The sequence below is a fragment of the Burkholderia sp. BCC0322 genome (assembly GCF_902833045.1).
Classification (GTDB): domain Bacteria; phylum Pseudomonadota; class Gammaproteobacteria; order Burkholderiales; family Burkholderiaceae; genus Burkholderia.
Genome location: NZ_CADFDU010000015.1, coordinates 99544 through 119142, shown reverse-complemented (window position 1 = coordinate 119142; position 19599 = coordinate 99544). Strand labels below are relative to the sequence as shown.

Genomic DNA, 19599 nt, shown 5'->3' with positions numbered 1-19599 from the left:
AATGATAAGGAATCTGTAACGCGGCACCTGCGTTGCAGGCAGTGACAAGCGATCGAAACATCCCCGACGACGTCGCGTTTCGATCAGCGTTCGATGCGTCGAGCGCACCTCGCGATACACGCGCGACACACGTCGCGCGCTGCATGAACGACGATGCGTTGCTCAAAGTGTTGTATCGAGGTCGCAACGCGAATCGAAAAAAGGATTTTTCGTGAGCGAACCCTTTTATCGCTCAGGAAAAGATGGTACAAACCGTTCTAAATTGATGGTGAGAATTTATGCTCAACTGGGATGAAGAGAAGACTGCCGTAACTCCCGCGAGCGGAGCGCAGCAAAACGCGATGCGCACCTCCGCAGGAACGGCTGTCGGACTGCAGGCTGCAACGCCTGCCGCCCATCAGGTCCGCGACATTTTCGAAGGCGATCTTGCGGTGCCGCCGCAAGCATCGGCTGCTCCCGCCAGCGGTTCGGAAGCGCGGGTCAATGTCGCCGACAAGCGCATCATCAACGGCCAGACTGACGTCAATCAGCTGGTGCCGTTCAAGTACAAGTGGGCGTGGGAAAAGTATCTGGCCGGTTGCGCGAACCACTGGATGCCGCAGGAAATCAACATGTCCCGCGACATCGCTCTGTGGAAGGACCCGAATGGTCTGACCGAGGACGAGCGCCGCATCGTGAAGCGCAACCTCGGCTTCTTCGTGACGGCCGATTCGCTCGCGGCGAACAACATCGTGCTCGGCACGTACCGCCACATCACGGCGCCCGAGTGCCGGCAGTTCCTGCTGCGCCAGGCGTTCGAAGAGGCGATCCACACGCACGCGTACCAATACATTGTCGAATCGCTCGGTCTCGACGAAGGCGAGATCTTCAACGCGTACCACGAGGTCGCGTCGATCCGCGCGAAGGACGAATTCCTGATCCCGTTCATCCACACGCTGACGGACCCGGCCTTCAAGACCGGCACGCTCGAAGCGGATCAGAAGCTGCTGAAGTCGCTGATCGTGTTCGCCTGCATCATGGAAGGCCTGTTCTTCTATGTCGGGTTCACGCAGATCCTCGCGCTCGGCCGCCAGAACAAGATGACGGGTGCTGCAGAGCAATATCAGTACATCCTGCGCGACGAGTCGATGCACTGCAACTTCGGCATCGACCTGATCAACCAGATCAAGCTCGAGAACCCGCATCTCTGGACCGCGGAATTCCGCGCCGAGATTCGCGAGCTGTTCAAGCAGGCTGTCGAACTCGAATACCGCTACGCCGAGGACACGATGCCGCGCGGCGTGCTGGGTTTGAACGCGTCGATGTTCAAGAGCTATCTGCGCTTCATCAGCAACCGTCGTTGCCAGCAGATCGGCCTCGACCCGCTGTACCCGAACGAGGAAAACCCGTTCCCGTGGATGAGCGAGATGATCGACCTGAAGAAGGAACGCAACTTCTTCGAGACGCGTGTGATCGAGTATCAGACGGGCGGCGCGCTGTCCTGGGAATAACCCGCAGCAGCGAACCCGTCACATGATGGAGCAGCCGGCGGCCTCTTGGCCCCGGCCCAAGGTTTAGGAGCAAGAACGCCTGATGCAAAGCATGCCCGGTGCCTTAACGGCACGACGACACGACAGGCACTTTGCGAACCCTTCAGTGGGATGGGCAAACTTCCCTCCGGAAAAAGCGGACGGCTGTGTGGCGGTCCGCTTGATCAAGCGATTAGGGGTAGCGGCGCGAGGTGCGCCGGCTACCGACTTGATTTGGCGCGCGAGGCCGGGTGGTCACGCGCGCCATACCGTATTCATTAGCGTAAGCGCGTGGTATCCGCGTACGCCGATGAATAGCCCGCTTCGAAGCGCACGTCCTGAACAGCGTCCGCGGGAAGCGGGTTTTGACGAAGGGTGTAGTTTGAACTGACTCTCATCTGAACCTGAAGGAGAACAACATGGCTACCGCCAAGAAGAAACCGGCTGCTAAGAAGGTTGCTGCAAAGAAGACCGTTGCGAAGAAGGCTGCTGCGCCGGCGAAGAAGGCTGCTGCAGTGAAGAAGGTTGCTGCGAAGAAGGTCGCGGTGAAGAAGGTTGCCGCGAAGAAGGCAGCACCGGCCAAGAAGGCCGCAGCGAAGAAGGTTGCAGCGAAGAAGGTCGCAACGAAGAAGGTCGCAACGAAGAAGGTTGCAGCCAAGAAAGTCGCAGTGAAGAAGGTTGCTGCGAAGAAGGCCGCACCGGCCAAGAAGGCCGCAGCGAAGAAGGTTGCAGCCAAGAAGGTCGCAGTGAAGAAGGTTGCTGCGAAGAAGGCCGCACCGGCGAAGAAGGCTGCTGCGAAGAAGGCCGCGCCGGCGAAGAAGGCTGCTGCGAAGAAGGCTGCGCCTGCCAAGAAGGCTGCCGCGAAGAAGGCTGCTGCTCCCGCGAAGAAGGCTGCTGCGCCCGCGAAGCAGGCTGCCGCTCCGGCCAAGAAGGCTGCGGCTCCGAAGAAGGCCGTCGTGAAGAAGGCTGCGCCGGCAACGACCGCGTCGACCACTTCGGTTGCGCCGGCATCGGGCGTGAAGACCGCGCTCAACCCGGCAGCGGCATGGCCGTTCCCGACCGGCAGCCGTCCGTAATCGAGGCTGACCCGTACCACCCGGACACTCACGGGGTGTCCGTGGGTTGAGTAGCGCTACTCAATCAGTCCCGCCATCTGGTTCAGGTGGCGGGATTTTTTTCGTCCGTCCCTGCGGATGTGCGGGACGTCGGGAGCCCGTATGCCGGCACCGGCGAGTACGGACGAAAAAAAACGCATGTGCGGCTTCGCACATGCGTTCGACCGCGGCTTGCGCCGCGTGCTGAGGTACCTGTTAGTGCGTGACGCGCGTGATGCCGCCGCTCGACAGCAGTCGCACGCGCTCGCCGGCGCGGAACGCTTCGCCGCTTGCTGCCTGCGTGATCGAGCGCAGATCGCCGTTGTCGAGGCGCACGGTGATTTCGACACCGTTCGCCGTGCTGAGGTTTTCGCCGACCGCGTTGCCCGCGACCGCACCGACGAGACCGCCGGCGATCGCGGTCAGGATCGACCCCTTGCCGCCGCCGATCGCGCTGCCTGCCACTGCGCCGAGTGCGCCGCCGCCGAGCGTGCCGATCGCGCTGCCGCCGCCGTCGGACTGGATGCGCACGGCGCGGACGCTTTCGACCGTCCCCATGCGAACCGTTTGTTCCCGCTGCGCCTGGCCAACGCTATAGACATCCGCCGAACCGGGTGCGGTGAAGCAACCGGCGAGCGTCAGCGAGGCCGTCAGCATGGCAGCGAGCGTGAGGGTCTTTTTCGTCAACATCTTTGCTCTCCCACAAAATTCATTTGAGACTGTAACCGAATGCAGTCTCGAAGCGCGCGTCGATCTCGGCGCGCGTCAGTACGTAAGTCTGGGGCCCCTGGTGGGCGATCTTGATCGAGCCCATCAGGCTCGCGAGGCGGCCCGTGGTTGCCCAGTCGAGGCCATGCTCGATGCCGTACAGCAGGCCACCCCGGAAGGCATCGCCGCAGCCGGTCGGATCGGAGATGCGCTCCGCCCGTACGACAGGAATCTGCTCCGTGCCCTGCTTGTGGCGGATGGTCGCGCCGTGCTCGCCACGCGTAATGACGAGCGCGTCGACCCGGCTGGCGATTTCATCTTCGGACCATCCCGTCTTGTCGCTCACCAGCTTGGCCTCGTAGTCGTTGACCGCCACATAGGTCGCAAGTTCAATGCTGCGTCGCAGCGTCGCACCATCGAACAGCGGCAGGCCCTGGCCCGGATCGAACACGAACGGCACACCGGCCTTGGCGAGTTCCTCGACGTGCTGCACCATCCCTTCGAAGCCGTCGGGGCCGACGATCGCGAGCTTGATGTCCGGCGCGTCGCCCGCGTGGTTCAGGTGCGACTGCATCATCGCACCCGGGTGGAACGCCGCGATCTGATTGTTGTCGAGATCGGTCGTGATCATCGCCTGCGCGGTATACGTGTCGGGCAGCACGCGAACGTGGTCGCGGCGCAGGCCGAGCTGGTCGAGCCGGTCGAGATACGGCTGCGCGTCGAGCGCGCCCATCGTCCCCATCATGCGCGCATCGCCGCCGAGCAGGTGCAGTGCGTACGCGATGTTGCCCGCGCAGCCGCCGAATTCGCGACGCATCGTCGGCACGAGGAAGCTCAGGTTGATGAGGTGCACCTGGTCGGGCAGGATGTGCTCGCGAAACCGCCCTTCGAAGGTCATGATGGAATCGTAGGCGATCGAGCCGCAAATCAACGTAGCCAAGGTGTGCGTTCCTGTAGAAATGAGGGACCCTGCGCGACAACGCCGCGCGAAAGGCGCGGCGCGGCAGGGGAAAGCGAAAGAAAGCTTACTTCAGTGCGGCGAGCGCTGCATCGTAGTTCGGCTCGTCCTTGATTTCGCCGACGAGTTCCGCGTGGATCACCTTGTCCTGCGCGTCGAGCACGACGACTGCACGTGCGGTCAGGCCGTTCAGCGGGCCGCTTGTCACGTCGACGCCGTACGCGTTCGCGAACGCGCGGCCGGTGCGGAACGTCGAAGCCGTCACGACATTCTCGAGGCCTTCGGTCGTGCAGAAGCGCGTAGCAGCGAACGGCAGGTCGGCGGACACGACGATGACAACCGTGTTGTCGAGCGACGATGCGGCTTCGTTGAACTTGCGGGTCGACGTCGCGCAGGTCGGCGTGTCGAGGCTCGGGACGATGTTCAGCACCTTGCGCTTGCCGGCGAAGCTGGCGAGCGACAGGTCGGCGAGATCCTTGCCGACCAGCTTGAAATCGGCGCCTTGTGCGCCGACGACCGGGAACGTGCCGGCGAGATCGATCGGGTTGCCACCCAGCGTAACTTTGCTCATGTTCGTGCTCCGAAATAGCGCGCCGCTCCGGCGCGCGGGTTGAGACGGGCGCGCAGGCGCGCGCCGCGGTGCGTCACGGATAGAAAATCTGGACGCGGAAATTCGAGGCGGGCGTGCCGTTCGTTTCGACGCGGACGACCATCGTCTGCGTCGTGCCAGGCGGCAGCCCGGCGTCGATCGGCGTGCCCGGGCGCACGTAGTCGCGCGGCGCAAGTACGCGGCGTACGGTCACGCGGTTGGTGTCGTCGAGCAGCGTCAGCTCGAGCGACGGATAGGCGAGTGCGACACGGTAGCGGTTCGTCAGCGGCACCTTCAGCTCGAGCTCGCGCGGGCCGTCGAGCTGGCGCAGGTCGGTCGCGTCGAGCCGCAGGCCGTCGATCGCGCGCGGCGGCGCAACCGTGCAGCCAAGCGGCGCGCAGGCCTGCCGGAACCAGCCCTGTGTGACGGGCGCGTAGATCATCAGCGTTTCGCGCTGCCACCATGCGAGTTGCGCGACGAGCAGCACGGCGAGCACGGCGGCGACGAGGCCACCGAAAAAGCCGCCGAGCATGCCGCGTCGCTGCGGAGCGCGCGTCTCGCGCGTGACGGCGAAGTGCGGACGATCGTCGTCGGTCAGCGCAGCGGGGAACGGTGCGGACGGTGCGTTGGCCGCGGCGGAGCGCGTCTCGTCATGCCGTGTGGTGCCGGTATCAGGCTCGGCTTCGGCCCCGGCCCCGGCTTCGGCTTCGGTGACGGCTGGCGCGGGAGCGAACGCAAAATGCGGTTCGCGCGGCGCGCGTTCGTCGTCCGGCACGGCGAAGCGTGCGGTGCCGACGGGTTCGGCGGCGTCGCGAGCGCTCTCTGGGTCCGACGGAAGGTGGGCGACGAAGCGCGGCTCACGCGGGTCGCGTTCGACGGGTGCGGCCGATGGTCCGGTGTCTTGCTGCGTCTGCAGCGATTCGGCGGGTTGCACGACGTCCGTGGAGGTGTCCAGCTCGGCCGGGGAGGGCGCGAACGGTGCGGGCGTACCCGACAGGTGAACGACGCCGGCTTCGGTGGACGGAAGTGCGAGCGGGATCAGCGGTTCGGTGCGCAGGGTCTGCACGCTGTGCTGCAGCGACGGGTCGACGCCGGCATCGAGCCATGGCGCCCACATGTCCCAGCCTTCCGGCTTGTAATCGGTGTCGGAAGGGAGTGCGGCCGGCGCTTCGGCAGTGAACAGCCGAGGCGGGGCCGGATGATGCGCGTCGCCGTCATCCGGCGCGGCAGCCGGTTCGGTCAGGGCCGGCTCGGGCTGCTGCGCGTGCTCGGGAACGAGCGACTCGGATGCGTTGAAGACTTCGTGGCAATGCCCACAGCGCACGAGCCCTTGATGCAGCGAGAGCTGTTCCTGCTGCAGCCGGAAGACGGTTTCGCAATGAGGGCAGCGCGTCGCAAGAAGCATGTCGAGCCGGGCGGCCTGCTGGCCAGAGTGAAGGACAGCGCTATTCTAATGGCTTTCGCGTCGGGTTCCGGCGAGGCATACCCAACCTTCGTGCTCACGCCAGACCGAAATGTCGACGTAGCGTGCGTAGACGGCCGCAACTTCATCCGCCTGGCGCGCGAGCACGCCCGACAGTGCGATGCGGCCGCCCGGCTTGACCTTCGATGCGAGCATCGACGCCATCAGCTTCAGCGGATTCGACAGGATGTTCGCGACGACGATGTCGAATTCACCGTCCGGGCATGCATCGGGCAGCCCGTACGTGACATCCGCGTGGTTGCGCTCGCTGTTCTGCCGCGCCGATTCGACTGCCTGCGGATCGATGTCGATGCCGATGACGGGGTTCGCCCCGCATTTCTTCGCGAGGATCGCGAGAATGCCCGAGCCGCAACCGTAGTCGAGCACCGACTGGCCGGGCTTCACCGACTGCTCGAGCCATTCCATGCACAGGCGCGTGGTCGGGTGGCTGCCGGTACCGAATGCGAGGCCAGGATCGAGTTCGAGAACGAGCGCATCGGGATCGGGTGCGTCGTGCCACGACGGCACGACCCAGATCCGCTCGCCGATCGGGATCGGCTCGAACTGCGATTGCGTGAGCCGCACCCAGTCCTGTTCTTCGACTTCGCGGACGGTGAACGCCGGTGTCTCGACGATGCCGATCTCGTTCGCGGCCGCCGCGAGCAGCACGGCCGGCTCGTGGTCGGCCGCGAGCAGCGCGACCACGCGCGAGTGCTGCCACGCGGTGCGATCGGGCACGAGGCCCGGCTCGCCGAAGAGCGGCTGTTCGTCGGGCGTGTCGGCGTCGGCGTCTTCCACGGACACCGACAGCGCGCCGAGTTCGAGCAGCGCGTCGGACAGCGCCTCCGCATGCTCGCGGGCCAGTTCGACGACGAGTTCGCGATAGCTCATGCTTACGCTTCTTCCGGTGCGACCTGCTGCTTCTGGGCGAGCCGGTTTTCGAGGTAGTGGATGCTGGTGCCGCCTTCGACGAACTTCGAATCGATCATCAGCTCGCGGTGCAGCGGGATGTTGGTCTGGATGCCTTCGACGACCATTTCCGACAGCGCGATGCGCATCCGGCTGATCGCCTGCTCGCGCGTCGCGCCGTAGGTGATCAGCTTGCCGATCATCGAATCATAGTTCGGCGGCACGAAATAGCCATTGTAGGCGTGCGAATCGACGCGCACGCCAGGACCGCCCGGCGTATGCCACGACGTGATCCGGCCCGGCGACGGCGTGAACTTGAACGGATCTTCGGCGTTGATCCGGCATTCGATCGCATGTCCGCGGAACTGGATGTCGCGCTGGCGCAGCGCGAGCTTCTCGCCGGCCGCGATGCGGATCTGTTCCTGCACGATGTCGACGCCCGTGATCAGCTCCGATACCGGGTGCTCGACCTGTACGCGCGTGTTCATCTCGATGAAGTAGAACTCGCCGTTTTCGTACAGGAATTCGAACGTGCCTGCGCCGAGGTAGCCCATCTTCTTGCAGGCGTCCGCGCAGCGGTCGCCGATGCGGTCGATCAGGCGGCGCGGAATGCCGGGGGCCGGCGCTTCCTCGATCACCTTCTGGTGGCGGCGCTGCATCGAGCAATCGCGCTCGCCGAGCCAGATCGCGTTCTTGTACGCGTCGGACAGCACCTGGATTTCGATGTGGCGCGGGTTCTCGAGGAACTTCTCCATGTACACCTGCGGGTTGCCGAACGCACGGCCGGCTTCCTCGCGGGTCATGTTGACCGCGTTGACGAGCGCGGCCTCGGTGTGCACGACGCGCATCCCGCGCCCGCCGCCGCCGCCCGCCGCCTTGATGATGACCGGATAGCCGATCGCGCGCGCAATCTTGACGATCTCCTTCGGATCGTCCGGCAACGCGCCTTCCGAGCCCGGCACGCACGGCACGCCGGTCTTGATCATCGTCTGCTTCGCGGTGACCTTGTCACCCATCATGCGGATCGTTTCCGGGCGCGGGCCGATGAACGTGAAGCCCGACTGCTCGACGCGTTCCGCGAAATCGGCGTTCTCCGACAGGAAGCCGTAGCCGGGGTGGATCGCCTCGGCATCGGTGACTTCCGCGGCGCTGATCAGGGCCGGCATGTTCAGGTAGCTCAGGTTCGACGGAGCCGGGCCGATACAGACGGCTTCGTCCGCGAGGCGCACGTACTTGGCTTCCTTGTCGGCTTCCGAGTAGACGACCACCGTCTTGACGCCGAGCTCGCGGCACGCACGCTGGATGCGCAGCGCGATTTCACCGCGGTTGGCAATGAGGATTTTTTCAAACATAGCGAGTATTCGTCTCTTCGAGGGGCGCGCGAACGGCGCCTGGCGGGCATCGGCGGCGCGCGACCCGCAGGCCGCGCGGCGGACTTAGCCGATCACGAAAAGCGGCTGGCCGTATTCGACGGCCTGGCCGTTCTCGACGAGGATTTCCTTGATCACGCCGGCTTTGTCCGACTCGATCTCGTTGAGCAGCTTCATTGCTTCGATGATGCAGATCGTCTGGCCTTCCTTGACCGTGTCGCCCACCTGGACGAACGGGTCGGCGCCCGGCGACGGTGCGCGATAGAACGTGCCGACCATCGGCGACGTCACGACGTGGCCCTGCGGGACAGCCGGAGCGGCTGCACCGCCTGCGGCCGGCGCGGCTGCGCCTTCGACCGGCAGCGCGGCCGACGGCGCGGGCGCGCTGACTTGCGGGGCATACCCAGCCGTCGGCTGCACGTAGACCGGCGGCGCGTTCTTGACGATGCGCACCTTGCCTTCGCCTTCCGTCACTTCCAGCTCGGAGATGCCGGATTCGGAAACGAGGTCGATCAGAGTTTTCAGCTTACGAAGATCCATCGGGAATTCCCCTTTCAATACGTGAAAGCGCCGGTTAGGGGCCGGCGCTGAATCTAGATCGCGAAATCAGCCGCGCGACGCGCCTTGCAGCTTGTCCAGCGCGTACTCGAGCGCGTACAGATAACCTTTCCAGCCGAGCCCGCAGATCACGCCTTCGGCCTGGTCGGAAAAGTAGGAGTGGTGCCTGAACGCTTCGCGGCGATGCACGTTCGACAAGTGAACCTCGACGAACGGGATGCCAACGCCGGCGATCGCGTCCCGGATCGCGACGCTCGTGTGCGTATACGCGGCCGGATTGATCAGGATGAAATCGGTCTGTTCCTCCCGTGCGGCCTGGATGCGGTCGACCAGCGCGCCTTCATGGTTGCTCTGGAACGACGACAGTTCGGCGCCGGCTTCCCGGGCACGCGCGGCAAGCGCCTGATCGATCTGTGCGAGCGTGACGCGGCCGTACACCTCCGGTTCCCGGGTGCCGAGAAGGTTCAGGTTGGGGCCGTGCAGCACCAGCAATCGTGTCATGGTCGCTTCTATTTCTGCGGAATTGCGCGAACTTTAGCGCTATTTAGAGAAATTTGTCTAGTTTTGCCGAACGGTCGAGCGCGCCCGACCTGCAAGAATTACCGGTGCGCACGCAAAGTATCGGCGAATTCACGCGAAATTGCGGTGATCCACGGGCAAATCGCCGCCAACGTGCGGGCCGTCGTCCGGACAGGTTACAGTGCGTCGAGCGTCTTTTTCAGCTCGGCCGGTTGGATTTGTCCCAATTTTGTCTCGCGAATCTTGCCGGTTTCGTCGATGACGACCGTAAACGGCAGCGCGCCGGCGGTATTTCCGAAATTACGGGCCAGATCTGCGCCCGCATATCCGCTGATGAATACCGGATAGTCGACCTTCACCTTCTGCAGAAAGTTCTTCACGTTCTGTTCGGAATCGACGCCGATCCCGATGAAACGGATGCCCTTCTGCTTGTATTGATGCGACAGTGTGACGAGCTCCGGCATCTCCTCGACGCACGGGCCGCACCACGACGCCCAGAAATTGACGACGACCTTCTGGCCCTTGAAGGCGGACAGTGTGGCCGGCTTGCCGTCGGTGCCCGTCAGCGACGCCGCCCACAGCTGTTCGACCGGGCTGCCGTGCGTGGCGGGCGCGGCGACGGCGACACCGTCATCGGCCGTGCCGCGGAACCAATGGCCGGCGGCGAGCCCGCCGGCAACGGCGGCGGCCGCGACCACCGCGAGCGCCAACATGCGTTTCATCATCATCGTTGAATCATTCCGGTTCGGAAGGGGTCTTGCCTGCTTCGACGAGCGCACGCAGCGCCGCGGCATCCGCACGGGCGACCCGGCCGCGCGCGTCGGCCTTGACCGCGCCGCGCAGGTCGTCGCTCGCATAGAGCGCGAGGTGGATGCCGATCGCGTCCACGTCGCGCCGCGGGCGCCACAGGAAACTGAGCGTCTCGACGTCGGCGCGGCCCGCGAAGTGCCGCGTCTCGGATACCTCGTACTGGATATTCTGGTTCAGCAGGTAGATCGCGACGTCCTTCGGGTTGTCGGTGAATGCCTGCAAATGAATATCCGAATGCGCGTTCGCGGTGCCGTTCAGCACGGCACCCGTCACATAAGGATGGAACTCGGCGAGCCGGCGCATCCAGTCGAGCGCGACTTCGCGCAGGCGGCGCAGTTCGTCCGGCTGCGTGTCGCTCTGGAACAGGGCGAGGTACTCGCGCAGTTCTTCCTCGATCTGGTCGTTATCCGGCAGCCATTCGCCGGCAACACGCGTGTCGCCCAGCAACTGGCGGGCGGCCTTGCGTTTCGCGCCGGCATAGTCCAGACCGTCCTCCGCGATCAGGCGCGCGGCGGACTGGGCGATTTCCTCGCGGACGCGCCGCGGGTCGAGAAGGGTTTTGCGAGACATGATCCGGCAATCATACTCGATCGCCGCAGGGCCCGAGCGCGGGGGCGGCGGCCTGCCGACCGGCGTGCCGGCGCCGTTCGCGCGCAGCGTTCGGGCCGCCGGGCACGGCAGGCCGTCAGTTACAATAGTGTCCTTTGTGTCGCGGCAAAAGCCGTTGGCCGGGCGCCGGCCGCATGGCTCGTCCGGCGCGCCGCACCCACATCCTTTCCGAATCGACGGCGCCCGGCGGCGCGAAAGCATTCATCTATGCACATCCACATTCTTGGCATCTGCGGCACCTTCATGGGCGGTCTCGCCGTACTCGCGCGCGAGGCGGGCCACACGGTGACGGGTTGCGACGCGGGCGTCTATCCGCCGATGAGCACGCAGCTCGAGGCGCAGGGCATCACGCTGATCGAGGGCTACGGCGCCGAGCAGATCGACCTGAAACCGGACCTGTTCGTGATCGGCAACGTCGTCACGCGCGGCAATCCGCTGATGGAGGCGATCCTGGATCGCGGCCTGCCGTACGTGTCGGGCCCGCAGTGGCTCGGCGAGCACGTGCTGGCCGGCAAATGGGTGCTCGCGGTCGCGGGCACGCACGGCAAGACGACCACGTCGTCGATGCTCGCGTGGCTGCTGGAGGACTCGGGCCTGAATCCGGGCTTCCTGATGGGCGGCGTGCCGCTGAACTTCGGCGTGTCGGCGCGGCTCACCGATTCGAGTTTCTTCGTGATCGAGGCCGACGAATACGATACGGCGTTCTTCGACAAGCGCTCGAAGTTCGTCCACTACCGGCCGCGCACTGCGGTGCTGAACAATCTCGAATTCGATCATGCCGACATCTTCCCGGATCTCGCGGCAATCGAGACGCAATTCCACCATCTCGTGCGTACCGTGCCCGGTGTCGGCCGGATCGTCACGAACGGCCGCTCGGACGCGCTCGAGCGCGTGCTGGCGCGAGGCTGCTGGAGCGAGGTCGAGCGGTTCGGCGTCGACGGCGGCTGGCAGGCGCTGCCGGCCGAGGACGGCGTGCCGGTCGACGAGCGTTTCGCGGTGTATTCGCACGCGGAACGCGTCGGCGAAGTCGCGTGGCAGGTGCAGGGCGATCACAACCGGATGAATGCGCTCGCGGCGATTGCGGCTGCGCGCCATGTGGGCGTGCCACCCGCGCAGGCGGCCGAATCCCTCGCTTCGTTCCGTAACGTGAAGCGCCGCATGGAAGTGCGCGGCAGCGTGGACGGCGTGACCGTCTACGACGACTTCGCACACCATCCGACCGCGATAGAAACTACGATCGCCGGCCTTCGTGCCCGCATCGGCCGACAGAATGCCCGCATCCTCGCGGTGCTCGAGCCGCGTTCGAACACGATGAAGCTCGGCGTGATGAAGTCGCAATTGCCGGCGAGCCTGGCCGACGCCGATCTCGTGTTCGGCTACGGCGCGCCGACCGGGCGCGACGCGCTCGGCTGGAACCTCGGCGAGGCGCTCGCGCCGCTCGGCGACAAAGCACGCGCGTTCGACGATCTGCACCTGCTGGTGAAGGCTGTCGTCGAGGCTGCGCGTCCGGGCGACCACGTGCTCGTGATGAGCAACGGCGGCTTCGGCGGCGTGCACCAGAAGCTGCTCGATGCGCTCGGGAGTCGCACGTGATCCTGTATCTGCACGGCTTCCGGTCGTCACCGGAATCGCAGAAGTCGCGCCAGCTCGCAGCGCGCATGGCCGAACTCGGCCGCACCGAAGAGTGGCGATGCCCGTCGCTGTCGGTGTCGCCGCTCGAGGCGATCGCGGTCGCGGAAGCGCAGGTGGCCGGCGCGCGCGACGTGACCGTCATCGGCAGCTCGCTCGGCGGCTATTACGCCACGTGGCTGGCCGAAAAGCACGGCTGGAAGGCCGTACTGCTGAATCCGGCCATCGTGCCGCAGCGCGACCTCGAGCAGCATCTCGGTGAACAGCCGCTGTACCACGGCGGCGGCACGATCGTCGTCGAGCGCCGCCACCTGCATGAACTCGATGCGCTGCGCGTGCCGGCGATCACGCGTGCCGAACGCTACTATCTGTTCGCGGCGACCGGTGACGAAGTGCTCGATTACCGCGAGATGCTCGCGCATTACCCGGGCGCGAAAACGCGCGTGATCGAAGGCAGCGATCACGGAATCAGCGAGTTTGCCGACTATGTCGACGACGTTCTCGCGTTTTGCGACGGAAAGACGTCTTAAACCGGCCATGTGCCGATCGAATTCCCATCATCATGCGGCGCCGCCGACGCGGCGCCCGGCAGTCTGAACGAGAGTACTGAGTGAACGTTTTCTTCGAGGAATCGGGCAGTTTCAAGGCGGGCAGCGTGCTGTCGCGCCAGGGCGACGCGTTTCAGGTCGAGTTGCCCGGCGGGCGGCGTGCGAAAGTGCGCGCGAAAGACGTGCTGATCGAATTCGACAAGCCGGCCGCAAGCGAACTGATGCAGGAGGCCGACACGGCCGCGCAGCAGATCGATCTGGATTTCCTGTGGGAATGCGCGCCGGCCGACGAGTTCGCGTACACGGCGCTGGCCGCGGAATACTTCGGCGCGACGTACGGCCCGGTCGAGCGTGCGGCGCTGGTGTTGCGACTGCACGGCTCGCCCGTCTACTTCCGCCGCAAGGGGCGCGGCCAGTACCAGCGCGCGCCGGAAGACCAGCTCAAGATGGCGCTCGCGTCGCTCGAGCGCAAGCGCCAGCAGGCGCTCGTCCAGGTGCAGTATGAAGAGGAACTGAAGGCCGGCAAGTTGCCGGACGCGTTCGTGGGCAAGGTGCTCGGGCTGCTGACGCGGCCGGACAAGAACGCGATCGAATACAAGGCGATGGAAGCGGCGGCCGGTGCGCTCGGCGTGTCGCCGGCGCGGCTGATGCTCGACTGCGGCGGCATCGCGTCGCCGCGTGCGCTGCATGAGGCGCGCTTCCTCGCGGAGTTCTTCCCGCACGGCACCGGTTTCCCGGCCGTCACGGTCGGCGCGCTGCCGGACGACCTGCCGCGCGCGGACGTCCAGGCGTTCTCGATCGACGACATCACGACGACCGAAATCGACGACGCGTTCTCGGTCGAGCACCTGGCCGACGGCCGTGTGCGGATCGGCGTGCACATCGCGGCGCCGGCGCTCGGCATCGTGCGCGGCGACGCGGTCGACGCGATCGCGCGCACGCGCCTGTCGACCGTCTACATGCCGGGCGACAAGATCACGATGCTGCCGGATGACGTCGTCGACGTGTTCACGCTGAAGGAAGGCGACTACCGCCCGGCGCTGTCGCTGTACATCATCGTCAACCGCGAAACCCAGGAGATCGTCGCGAACGAGACGCGTGCCGAGCTCGTGTTCGTGAAGAGCAACCTGCGGCACAACCACCTCGACGAGCTCGTCAACGAAGAGACGCTCGCGGCCGGCACCGGCGACTATCCGCACAAGGACGACATCGCCGTGCTGTGGCCGCTTGCGCAGGCGCTGTTCGAGAAGCGCCAGGTCGCGCGCGCGGGCTACGGCCTGAAGCGCGAGGTGCAGCGCAACACCGACTACAACTTCTACGTCGACGGCGAGCACGTGTCGATTACGCCGCGCCGCCGCGGGTCGCCGCTCGACCTGATCGTGTCGGAGCTCGCGATCCTCGCGAACTCGACCTGGGGGGCGTTCCTGCACGACCACACGGTGCCGGGCATCTACCGCTCGCAGCGCGGCTTCGGCGCGCCGGGCCCGAAGCGCACGCGGATGCAGACGACGGCCGCGCCGCACGAAGGCCTCGGCGTGGCGCAGTACGCGTGGAGCACGTCGCCGCTGCGCCGTTACGTCGACCTCGTGAACCAGTGGCAACTGCTCGCGTGCGTGCAGCATGGTGTCACCGCGAAGCTCGCCGCACCGTTCAAGCCGAAGGACGCCGATCTTTATGCGGTCGTGCAGGGCTTCGACGACACCTACACGGCCTATGCCGACTACCAGCGCCGGATGGAGTATTTCTGGTGCCTGCGCTGGCTTGCGCAGGAGCAGAAAAAGCAGGTCGTCGCGAGCGTCGTGAAGGGCGATCTCGTGCGTCTCGAGGAAATTCCGCTGCTGCTGCACGTGCCGGGGCTCGGCGTGCATGCGCGCGGCACGCGCGTGCTGCTCGACGTGATGTCGCTCGACGAGCTGACGATCGAGGCATCGGTGCGGTTGGTGAAGGTGCTCGACGCGCCGGCCGTGACGAGCGGCGACGCGGCCGAGGAAGAGGAGGACGCCGAAGGCGGCGACGACACGCTGATCGACGCCGAAGACGCGACGGCCGAAGCCGAGGCCGAAGCGATGGCCGAAGCGGACGGCGCGGCTGACGGGGAAGGTGGCGAAGCCGCGAACGGCAACGCCGGCGAAGAGGGGCGCGCATCATGACCGCGGCTGCGTCGACGAGCGGCGCCGACCGCTATGTCGTGTTCGGCAACCCGGTGGCGCACAGCAAGTCGCCGTTCATCCACGCGCAATTCGCCGCGCAGACGGGCGAGCCGGTCGAATATACACACCGGCTCGCGCCGGTCGACGGTTTCGACGCGGCCGTGCGCGCGTTCGTCGCCGAAGGCGGGCGCGGCGCGAACGTGACGGTGCCGTTCAAGCTCGAAGCGCATGCGCTCGCCGACACGCTGTCGCCGCGCGCGGCGGCGGCGGGTGCCGTGAACACGCTGCGCTTCGACGCCGACGGCCGCATCCACGGCGACAACACCGACGGTGTCGGCCTCGTGCGCGACATCGAAGCGAATCTCGGCGTGTCGCTGGCGGGCGCGCGCATTCTGCTGCTCGGTGCGGGCGGCGCGGCGCGCGGCGTCGTGCTGCCGCTGCTCGACCGCGCGCCGCTGTCGATCACGATCGTGAACCGTACCGCGAGCAAGGCCGAGGCACTCGTCGGGCAGTTCATGCAGGCCGCGCACGATGCGGGCTGCACGCTCGCGGGTGGCGGTCCCGATGTCGTGCGCGCGGAGCCGTACGACGTGGTGATCAACGCGACGGCCGGCAGCCTCGATGCCGCGCTGCCGGAGTGCGACGCGGCCGCGTTCGGCGCGGGCACGCTTGCGTACGACATGATGTACGGCGCGCAGCCGACGGTGTTCATGCAGCATGCGGCGTCGCTCGGCGCGCGCACGGCCGACGGCCTCGGGATGCTCGTCGAGCAGGCGGCCGAATCGTTCTTCATCTGGCGCGGTGTGCGGCCGGACGGCGCACCGGTGCTGGCCGCGCTGCGCCAGGCGCTCGCGGCGAGCTGAACGGAGCGCGGCACGTGGTGGCGGTGAGCGGCACGCAGCCCACGCGGACGGTGAGCCCGGCCCGCTGGATCGTCTATGCAGGCTCGGTGTTCGCGGGCGCGTGGTTCGCGACGCAACTGTTCTATCTCGTGCAGATCGCGTTGTGGTCGTTCGTGAACCCGGGCTCGACCGCGTTCATGCGTACCGACGCGTGGTGGCTGTCGCGCGACAAGCCGCCCGCGCAGATTCAGCATCAATGGGTGCCGTACGACCAGATCTCGCGCAACCTGAAGCGCGCGTTGATCGCGTCGGAAGATTCGACCTTCGCGACCAACAACGGCTACGACGTCGACGCGATCCTGCAGGCGTGGGAGAAGAACAAGGCGCGCGGCCGGATCGTCGCGGGCGGCTCGACGATCACGCAGCAGCTCGCGCGCAACCTGTTCCTGTCGCGCGAGAAGAGCTACATCCGCAAGGGGCAGGAGCTCATCATCACGTGGATGCTCGAAACGGTGCTCGACAAGGAGCGGATCTTCGAGATCTACCTGAATTCCGTCGAGTGGGGACGCGGCGTGTACGGCGCCGAGGCAGCCGCACGCTATTACTACAGGATTCCCGCCAGCCGGCTCGGCGCGTGGCAATCGGCGCGTCTCGCGGTGATGCTGCCGAAGCCGCGCTGGTTCGACGCGCACCGCGGCTCGGCCTACCAGGCGCAGCGTGCGGCAGTCATTGCCCGCCGGATGGGTGCGGCCGAGCTGCCGCAATCGGAGTGAACGGCGCGCTTGCGCCGTTGCATTGACCGTTTCGCCAACCGTGCGCCGCTCGTGAGTCGTTTGTGCGCTGCAGCGCATTCGTGTCGCGCGCATTTCGGGCCACATCCTTTAGACGAATTCGTCTATTTCGTTTTACTGAGCAATGCCGCGCGCCATGCGACTTTGTTGGCCGGTATGGCACGAAATTCGGGGATTTTTAGTCTTTCCGGCTAAACGCGAAAGCGGCTGAAAGGCACGTGAAATGCAACGTTTCGCGAACCGAAGCATTCCTGAAAGGTGTGCGATGCACCGGCCGCCAGCCAAATATTTCAAAATTTTTCAAAGCTGACGGGCTCGCGTATATTGGCCAGCGCCTCGGCTCATCGGCCGCAATCGAGGCGGGGGGCGGCTTATCCGGCTGCTCGACACAAAAAACATCCGAGAGAAGGAAAGCAACGATGCCAGCGAGCAAAGCGAAGCTGTTGTTGGGAGTGGTGTTTTCTTCGCTGATTCTGACGGCCTGCAACGACGACGTGACATCGTCCGCTGCTGCCAGCGCCGACAGCTCAGCCGATCCCGCCAGTCAGGTGGACAGGGCGTACAACGATCCGAACAGTTATTCGTCGAGCGCGAACGCGTCGCTCGACGCCTCCGCCGCGGTTGAAAAGGCCGCCGTTACGCATCACCAGATCACCCTGAACGGCAAGACGATCCGCTACACGGCCACGGCCGGCCACCTCGTCGCGCGCAATCCGCAGACCGGCGCGCCCGAAGCATCGTTCTTCTATGTCGCCTATACGGCCGACAACCAGCCCGCGGCGAAGCGGCCCGTCACGTTCCTGTACAACGGCGGCCCCGGCTCCGCATCGGTGTGGCTGCACCTCGGCTCGTTCGGCCCGCGCCGGATCCAGACGGGCGACCCGAATGCGAACACCTCGACGTTCCCGTTCGTCGACAACCAGGAAAGCCTGCTCGACACGACCGACCTCGTGTTCGTCGATGCGATCGGCACCGGCTTCTCCGAAGCGATTGCGCCGAACACGAACCAGACGTTCTGGGGCGTCGACCAGGACGGCGGTGCGTTCCGCGATTTCGTGATGCGCTACCTGACCGTGAACCAGCGCAACGATTCGCCGAAATACCTGTTCGGCGAGTCGTACGGCACGCCGCGCACCGACGTGCTCGCGAACCTGCTCGAGACGGCCGGCGTGAAGCTCGACGGCATCGTGCTGCAGTCGTCGATCCTGAACTACAACACGAACTGCGACATGGCGAGCGACTACATCGGCAACTCGAACAACGGCTCGAGCCCGGTGAGTTGCGCGGGTTTCGTGCCGTCGTACGGCACCGTCGGCGCGTACTACCAGCTCGACAATCCGAACCCGTCGAGCCTGCCGCAGTATGCGGACCAGATGCGCCTGCTGACGGCCGGCAGCTACGCGCCCGCCGTGAACGCGTACCTGGCGAGCCATACGCCGCCGCCGCCGACCCTCGTCACGACGATGGCGAATTCGACCGGCGTGAAGCAGTCGCTGTGGAATGCGAACTTCAACGTGATCCCGACCTTCTTCGACAACAGCTTCCAGCTGTCGCTGATCCCGGGCACGCTGATCGGCCGCTACGACGCGCGCGTGAACGTGCCCGTGTCGAGCCCGCTCGCGGCGGACGGCGATCCGTCGAGCTCGTTCATCACGAAGCCGTTCACCGACACGATCGGCAGCTATCTGCCGAACGAGCTGAAGTACACCGCGCAGTCGGCGTATTCGTTGAGCAGCAATGCGATCAACACGTGGGACTGGACGCACGACGGCCTCGCGATGCCCGACACGATCCCCGATCTGGCCGCGGCGCTGACGCTGAATCCGCAACTGAAGGTGCTGTCGCTGAACGGGTATCACGACATCGCGACGCCGTTCTACCAGACCGAGCTCGACCTCGCGCGGCTCGGGACGCAACCGAACCTGACGATCAAGGACTATCAGGGCGGACACATGGTCTATCTCGACGATACGTCGCGTCCGCAGGAGAAAGCCGACCTCGTGACCTTCTACAACGCGGCCGCGCACTGATGCGATGCGCAAGGCAGGCGACGCGCGCCCGCGGTGGCGCCGCGCCTGCCGTCGACGACCTCATTCCAGACTGGAGCCTGATATGAAGAACCGTTTCATCGTCGTTGCCGCGGCGCTCGCATGCGTCGGCGCCGCAGCATCCGTATCCGCGTTCGCACAGGCGAGCGACGCCGCCGCGCCGGCGCGTGCGCGCCAGGCGCAGCTCGGCGATCCGTACGTGCCGCCGGCCGCGCGCAAGCCGACCGCCGGCACGCAGACGACGGGCGCCGCGCTGCATGCGCAGGTGGTGCGCAAGCTCGCGCGGCAGTTCAGCGCAGCCGACGTGCAGAACACGGGTTCGATCACCGAATCGCAGGCGCGCGCGGCCGGCCTCGGCTATGTCGCGAATCACTTCCGGCAGATGGACTCGGGCGGCAGCGGCCGTGTGTCGTTCGCGGACGTCCAGCGCTACATGCAGGCACGCAGCACGAGCCAGCAGTAAGCGCGGCGCGCGGTGGGCAAACGGGGGCGGAACC

The 19599-nt window shown here is 65.8% G+C and carries 20 protein-coding genes; 10 read left to right on the top strand and 10 right to left on the bottom strand.

All coding sequences use genetic code 11. The features are described 5' to 3' along the window. The first annotated feature begins 278 nt into the window (after nucleotides 1–278). The 3 genes from HWX39_RS30595 (at nucleotide 279) to HWX39_RS30585 (ending at nucleotide 2584) form a co-directional block, all read left to right on the top strand. The gene (locus tag HWX39_RS30595; RefSeq protein WP_175971397.1) at nucleotides 279–1490 is read left to right on the top strand and encodes a ribonucleotide-diphosphate reductase subunit beta; all 1212 of its coding nucleotides are present in this window, start codon (nucleotides 279–281) and stop codon (nucleotides 1488–1490) included. Nucleotides 1491–1572: 82 nt separating this feature from the next. Then, nucleotides 1573–1899 (top strand): hypothetical protein, encoded by a 327-nt coding sequence (locus HWX39_RS30590; protein ID WP_175971396.1) that lies wholly within the window; start codon nucleotides 1573–1575, stop codon nucleotides 1897–1899. A 28-nt stretch (nucleotides 1900–1927) separates the two neighbouring features. Next, nucleotides 1928–2584, top strand: a complete 657-nt coding sequence (locus tag HWX39_RS30585) for a histone H1-like DNA-binding protein (protein ID WP_175971395.1) — start codon at nucleotides 1928–1930, stop codon at nucleotides 2582–2584. 234 nt (nucleotides 2585–2818) lie between these two features. Here the strand turns inward: HWX39_RS30585 and HWX39_RS30580 are convergent, their stop codons facing one another. The 10 genes from HWX39_RS30580 to HWX39_RS30535 all read right to left on the bottom strand — a co-directional run bounded on the left by HWX39_RS30580 (nucleotide 2819) and on the right by HWX39_RS30535 (nucleotide 11055). Continuing rightward, a complete protein-coding gene (locus HWX39_RS30580; protein WP_175971394.1) occupies nucleotides 2819–3292 on the bottom strand; it encodes a glycine zipper 2TM domain-containing protein in 474 nt (157 codons plus the stop codon). Nucleotides 3293–3311: 19 nt separating this feature from the next. Beyond that, the gene (locus tag HWX39_RS30575) at nucleotides 3312–4250 is read right to left on the bottom strand and encodes a carbohydrate kinase family protein (protein WP_175971393.1); all 939 of its coding nucleotides are present in this window, start codon (nucleotides 4248–4250) and stop codon (nucleotides 3312–3314) included. An 85-nt stretch (nucleotides 4251–4335) separates the two neighbouring features. Further along, nucleotides 4336–4839 (bottom strand): thiol peroxidase, encoded by a 504-nt coding sequence (tpx, locus tag HWX39_RS30570; RefSeq protein WP_175955600.1) that lies wholly within the window; start codon nucleotides 4837–4839, stop codon nucleotides 4336–4338. A gap of 73 nt (nucleotides 4840–4912) precedes the next feature. Beyond that, on the bottom strand, nucleotides 4913–6262 hold the full coding sequence (locus HWX39_RS30565; protein WP_175971392.1) for a DUF3426 domain-containing protein: 1350 nt from the start codon (nucleotides 6260–6262) through the stop codon (nucleotides 4913–4915). A 45-nt stretch (nucleotides 6263–6307) separates the two neighbouring features. Further along, complete coding sequence (prmA, locus tag HWX39_RS30560; RefSeq protein WP_175971391.1) at nucleotides 6308–7210, bottom strand: 50S ribosomal protein L11 methyltransferase; 903 nt, start codon at nucleotides 7208–7210, stop codon at nucleotides 6308–6310. Between the two features lie 2 nt (nucleotides 7211–7212). After that, nucleotides 7213–8580 carry an acetyl-CoA carboxylase biotin carboxylase subunit gene (gene accC / locus HWX39_RS30555; protein WP_047899754.1) on the bottom strand — a complete coding sequence of 456 codons (1368 nt, stop codon included), beginning with the start codon at nucleotides 8578–8580 and terminating at the stop codon, nucleotides 7213–7215. 84 nt (nucleotides 8581–8664) lie between these two features. Further along, nucleotides 8665–9138, bottom strand: coding sequence for an acetyl-CoA carboxylase biotin carboxyl carrier protein (accB, locus tag HWX39_RS30550; protein ID WP_175971390.1), 474 nt, complete (start codon nucleotides 9136–9138; stop codon nucleotides 8665–8667). 66 nt (nucleotides 9139–9204) lie between these two features. After that, on the bottom strand, nucleotides 9205–9657 hold the full coding sequence (aroQ, locus tag HWX39_RS30545) for a type II 3-dehydroquinate dehydratase (RefSeq protein WP_027783493.1): 453 nt from the start codon (nucleotides 9655–9657) through the stop codon (nucleotides 9205–9207). Nucleotides 9658–9851: 194 nt separating this feature from the next. Continuing rightward, nucleotides 9852–10403 carry a TlpA disulfide reductase family protein gene (locus tag HWX39_RS30540; RefSeq protein WP_175971389.1) on the bottom strand — a complete coding sequence of 184 codons (552 nt, stop codon included), beginning with the start codon at nucleotides 10401–10403 and terminating at the stop codon, nucleotides 9852–9854. A 7-nt stretch (nucleotides 10404–10410) separates the two neighbouring features. Continuing rightward, complete coding sequence (locus tag HWX39_RS30535; RefSeq protein ID WP_175971388.1) at nucleotides 10411–11055, bottom strand: UDP-N-acetylmuramate--alanine ligase; 645 nt, start codon at nucleotides 11053–11055, stop codon at nucleotides 10411–10413. A 246-nt stretch (nucleotides 11056–11301) separates the two neighbouring features. On the opposite strand from HWX39_RS30535, the gene mpl reads away from it, so the two are divergent. The 7 genes from mpl (at nucleotide 11302) to HWX39_RS30500 (ending at nucleotide 19565) form a co-directional block, all read left to right on the top strand. Beyond that, nucleotides 11302–12687 carry a UDP-N-acetylmuramate:L-alanyl-gamma-D-glutamyl-meso-diaminopimelate ligase gene (gene mpl / locus HWX39_RS30530; protein WP_175971387.1) on the top strand — a complete coding sequence of 462 codons (1386 nt, stop codon included), beginning with the start codon at nucleotides 11302–11304 and terminating at the stop codon, nucleotides 12685–12687. Continuing rightward, nucleotides 12684–13253, top strand: coding sequence for a YqiA/YcfP family alpha/beta fold hydrolase (locus HWX39_RS30525; RefSeq protein WP_175971386.1), 570 nt, complete (start codon nucleotides 12684–12686; stop codon nucleotides 13251–13253). Before mpl ends, HWX39_RS30525 begins: the two co-directional genes overlap by 4 nt. A gap of 80 nt (nucleotides 13254–13333) precedes the next feature. Then, entirely contained in the window at nucleotides 13334–15421 is a 2088-nt protein-coding gene (locus HWX39_RS30520; RefSeq protein WP_175971385.1) for an RNB domain-containing ribonuclease, read from the top strand. After that, nucleotides 15418–16284, top strand: coding sequence for a shikimate dehydrogenase (gene aroE / locus HWX39_RS30515; protein ID WP_175971384.1), 867 nt, complete (start codon nucleotides 15418–15420; stop codon nucleotides 16282–16284). The genes HWX39_RS30520 and aroE overlap by 4 nt, the downstream gene beginning before the upstream one ends. A 14-nt stretch (nucleotides 16285–16298) precedes the next feature. Then, nucleotides 16299–17036 carry a monofunctional biosynthetic peptidoglycan transglycosylase gene (mtgA, locus tag HWX39_RS30510; protein ID WP_175971383.1) on the top strand — a complete coding sequence of 246 codons (738 nt, stop codon included), beginning with the start codon at nucleotides 16299–16301 and terminating at the stop codon, nucleotides 17034–17036. A 437-nt stretch (nucleotides 17037–17473) separates the two neighbouring features. Further along, complete coding sequence (locus tag HWX39_RS30505; protein WP_175971382.1) at nucleotides 17474–19084, top strand: peptidase S10; 1611 nt, start codon at nucleotides 17474–17476, stop codon at nucleotides 19082–19084. Nucleotides 19085–19166: 82 nt separating this feature from the next. Next, nucleotides 19167–19565, top strand: a complete 399-nt coding sequence (locus HWX39_RS30500) for an EF-hand domain-containing protein (protein WP_175971381.1) — start codon at nucleotides 19167–19169, stop codon at nucleotides 19563–19565. The last annotated feature ends 34 nt before the right edge of the window (nucleotides 19566–19599 follow it).

Bases quoted from the DNA above. Each gene is read 5' to 3' on its own strand.
- aroE (WP_175971384.1), top strand. From the start codon at position 15,418: ATGACCGCGGCTGCGTCGACGAGCGGCGCCGACCGCTATGTCGTGTTC.
- mpl (WP_175971387.1), top strand. From the start codon at position 11,302: ATGCACATCCACATTCTTGGCATCTGCGGCACCTTCATGGGCGGTCTC.
- HWX39_RS30595 (WP_175971397.1), top strand. From the start codon at position 279: ATGCTCAACTGGGATGAAGAGAAGACTGCCGTAACTCCCGCGAGCGGA.
- HWX39_RS30535 (WP_175971388.1), bottom strand. From the start codon at position 11,055: ATGTCTCGCAAAACCCTTCTCGACCCGCGGCGCGTCCGCGAGGAAATC.
- HWX39_RS30590 (WP_175971396.1), top strand. From the start codon at position 1,573: ATGCAAAGCATGCCCGGTGCCTTAACGGCACGACGACACGACAGGCAC.
- HWX39_RS30585 (WP_175971395.1), top strand. From the start codon at position 1,928: ATGGCTACCGCCAAGAAGAAACCGGCTGCTAAGAAGGTTGCTGCAAAG.
- tpx (WP_175955600.1), bottom strand. From the start codon at position 4,839: ATGAGCAAAGTTACGCTGGGTGGCAACCCGATCGATCTCGCCGGCACG.
- HWX39_RS30500 (WP_175971381.1), top strand. From the start codon at position 19,167: ATGAAGAACCGTTTCATCGTCGTTGCCGCGGCGCTCGCATGCGTCGGC.
- accB (WP_175971390.1), bottom strand. From the start codon at position 9,138: ATGGATCTTCGTAAGCTGAAAACTCTGATCGACCTCGTTTCCGAATCC.
- accC (WP_047899754.1), bottom strand. From the start codon at position 8,580: ATGTTTGAAAAAATCCTCATTGCCAACCGCGGTGAAATCGCGCTGCGC.
- prmA (WP_175971391.1), bottom strand. From the start codon at position 7,210: ATGAGCTATCGCGAACTCGTCGTCGAACTGGCCCGCGAGCATGCGGAG.
- HWX39_RS30565 (WP_175971392.1), bottom strand. From the start codon at position 6,262: ATGCTTCTTGCGACGCGCTGCCCTCATTGCGAAACCGTCTTCCGGCTG.
- HWX39_RS30580 (WP_175971394.1), bottom strand. From the start codon at position 3,292: ATGTTGACGAAAAAGACCCTCACGCTCGCTGCCATGCTGACGGCCTCG.
- HWX39_RS30540 (WP_175971389.1), bottom strand. From the start codon at position 10,403: ATGATGATGAAACGCATGTTGGCGCTCGCGGTGGTCGCGGCCGCCGCC.
- aroQ (WP_027783493.1), bottom strand. From the start codon at position 9,657: ATGACACGATTGCTGGTGCTGCACGGCCCCAACCTGAACCTTCTCGGC.
- HWX39_RS30505 (WP_175971382.1), top strand. From the start codon at position 17,474: ATGCCAGCGAGCAAAGCGAAGCTGTTGTTGGGAGTGGTGTTTTCTTCG.